This is a genomic window from Parapedobacter deserti (genome assembly GCF_042646065.1).
GTDB classification, from domain to species: Bacteria; Bacteroidota; Bacteroidia; order Sphingobacteriales; family Sphingobacteriaceae; genus Parapedobacter; species Parapedobacter deserti.
In genome coordinates, this window is sequence record NZ_JBHRTA010000049.1 from 1 (window position 1) to 1980 (window position 1980).

2 protein-coding genes are annotated in these 1980 nt (G+C 46.1%); both read right to left on the reverse strand.

What is annotated here, in order from left to right; translation table 11 throughout:
- Positions 1-210: 210 nt before the first annotated feature.
- Positions 211-1089, reverse strand: a complete 879-nt coding sequence (locus ACFOET_RS17760; RefSeq protein WP_379025171.1) for a hypothetical protein — start codon at positions 1087-1089, stop codon at positions 211-213.
- A 1-nt stretch (position 1090) separates the two neighbouring features.
- Positions 1091-1980: hypothetical protein (locus ACFOET_RS17765; protein WP_379025172.1), on the reverse strand; the 890-nt coding region annotated here is incomplete at its 5' end.

Consider the following 1980-nt stretch of genomic DNA (forward strand, 5'->3'; position numbering starts at 1 on the left):
AGCGGGGCGTCATCCTTGGTGCAGGAACCTGTTATGAAAACAGTGATGGACATGGCCAGCATTACAAACGGTGCCTTTGCCGTTCTTCTCTTTGCGGGGGGGGGGGTAAAGTTCTTTTCATTAGTGCTGTATAATCGGTTATCACAATATTCCGAAAAAAAGACCGGAGTTGCAAGTTTTTGTTGCCTTTGCTCGTCGAAACCAAGCCATCTATTGCTTCAACTCCTCGGCCAGCATCACTTTTTCGTCGAGGATGTTCTGCATCCATTGTTCTTTGGAAATAGTGTATCGGTTTTCCATGGGCGTGAAATCCAATTTGGCCCGGAAAGCGAAATAAAAATCATACGACCCGCCGACAATGCCTTTCCCCGGTATATAAATAAACCGATCGATACCGCGTTGCACATTTCTACCATCTGACACGCTCCAATCGATAAAAGTCCAAAATTGATAGGCTTTTTCCCCGTTTACTTCAAGTTCTTTGGATAGATACTCCCTTTTAAGTAAGAGTTGATCACTCATAGCGGGTTGTTGCTTGATGTCCAATGGGAAGGGAATGTCCGAATAATACCGTTTGTAAAGGGCCGCCATCTCCTTGATAGTCATTTTTGATTGGCCGGTGTTGATGGTCCCGTAGGGCGTGTGTAATTCAGGGGGGTAACTGCGGATATTGAAATATTCAAGCAGGCAGTTTTTGCTAGCATAGAAATCATCGCCCACCTGCTTTATCAACGCATAACCCATCGATTTTTTTTCGCTACCATCAATCAGGTACCTATCCCGCATATCACGGTTGAAATCCTTTTTCGACAGGATTCGGCCTTCCAATTTGCTGGTATCTACTTTCTCCCAGTGTCCGCTCTGGCTGAAATCGGGCAATACCGAAAAGAGCACCAGCTCATTGCTGAGCCATACATTATACATTTCGATATGGTGGTTGACCCCGTAAAGCTCTTCTGTATTCAGGGTGTACCTGTTCACTCGATAAACCGAATCGAGCATATCAAGCACGACGAACACTCTGCTTTGGGCAGACGCACAAAAAATGCTCGATAATATCAGCCCGGATAGCAATAGGATTTGCTTCATGCTATGGACATTTAGTGCCTTTTGAATTGCCTTTTGAGACATCCCTTTCGTTTCCATTTAATAGTTTTTCTGTGTTGCTCAAACTTGAACTCTCTACGATCCCCATTTTGGCCATTGCCCTAGCGGACGCAAGCGGCATGTTGGGGTTGAATGACCGAATCGCATCGGTCATGGCATCTACATAGACAGCAAACCTTGCATGGTTTTGGGCTATTTTATACTTTTTTGTCCTTTTACCGTTCCCATAAGTATATTCGTATTCAGTCATTTCTGGATACTTGGTATGGAATGTAGCGTTGCCCATCCGACTCTGTTCGGCCCTTAAAAATGAATGTAATGCTTCGTGATACATCGTCACTAGAATATACTCCTTGGTAGCATTCTCTAAAATGAAAGTATTTAATTTAACAGTCGAATTGTACGTTGGATTGTTCCAGTTATCGAAAGACAACCCGTGACCAGTCTCAACACCGTCTTCGTCGTCGGCTAGTAAATCAGAGCTTTCGAAGTTAATCTCAAAATTTTCGCTGTCACCAAAAATTTCGTCCAACAATTTGGCCAGCCCGTTGTCAAGCGCTGTCAATTGCACGACCAACGCCTTGGCACAAGGGTAGTCATCCAATTCGTCGTTGATATCCATGGTGACAGTCTGGTCCTCGGGAGGATTTTGCCAAGGCCCTCCACCACCGCCATCACCCGGATCGATCCAGTCAATAGCTTCCTGCTCGCCGTTCGAACCGGTGTTGATCGTGATGCAGGTGGTCCTGCTATGCGTGGAATTGAGTATCCCGTTGACGTAGGCATAAACAGTGGTGGTGAAGCAATGGGTTTCCGTGCCCATCAGCCTGCGGATACCCCTCTCATCGGTGACCGGCCGGCCATCCCGAACGG

Coding starts and splice junctions, on each gene's coding strand:
- ACFOET_RS17760 (WP_379025171.1), bottom strand. CDS start 1,089: ATGAAGCAAATCCTATTGCTATCCGGGCTGATATTATCGAGCATTTTT.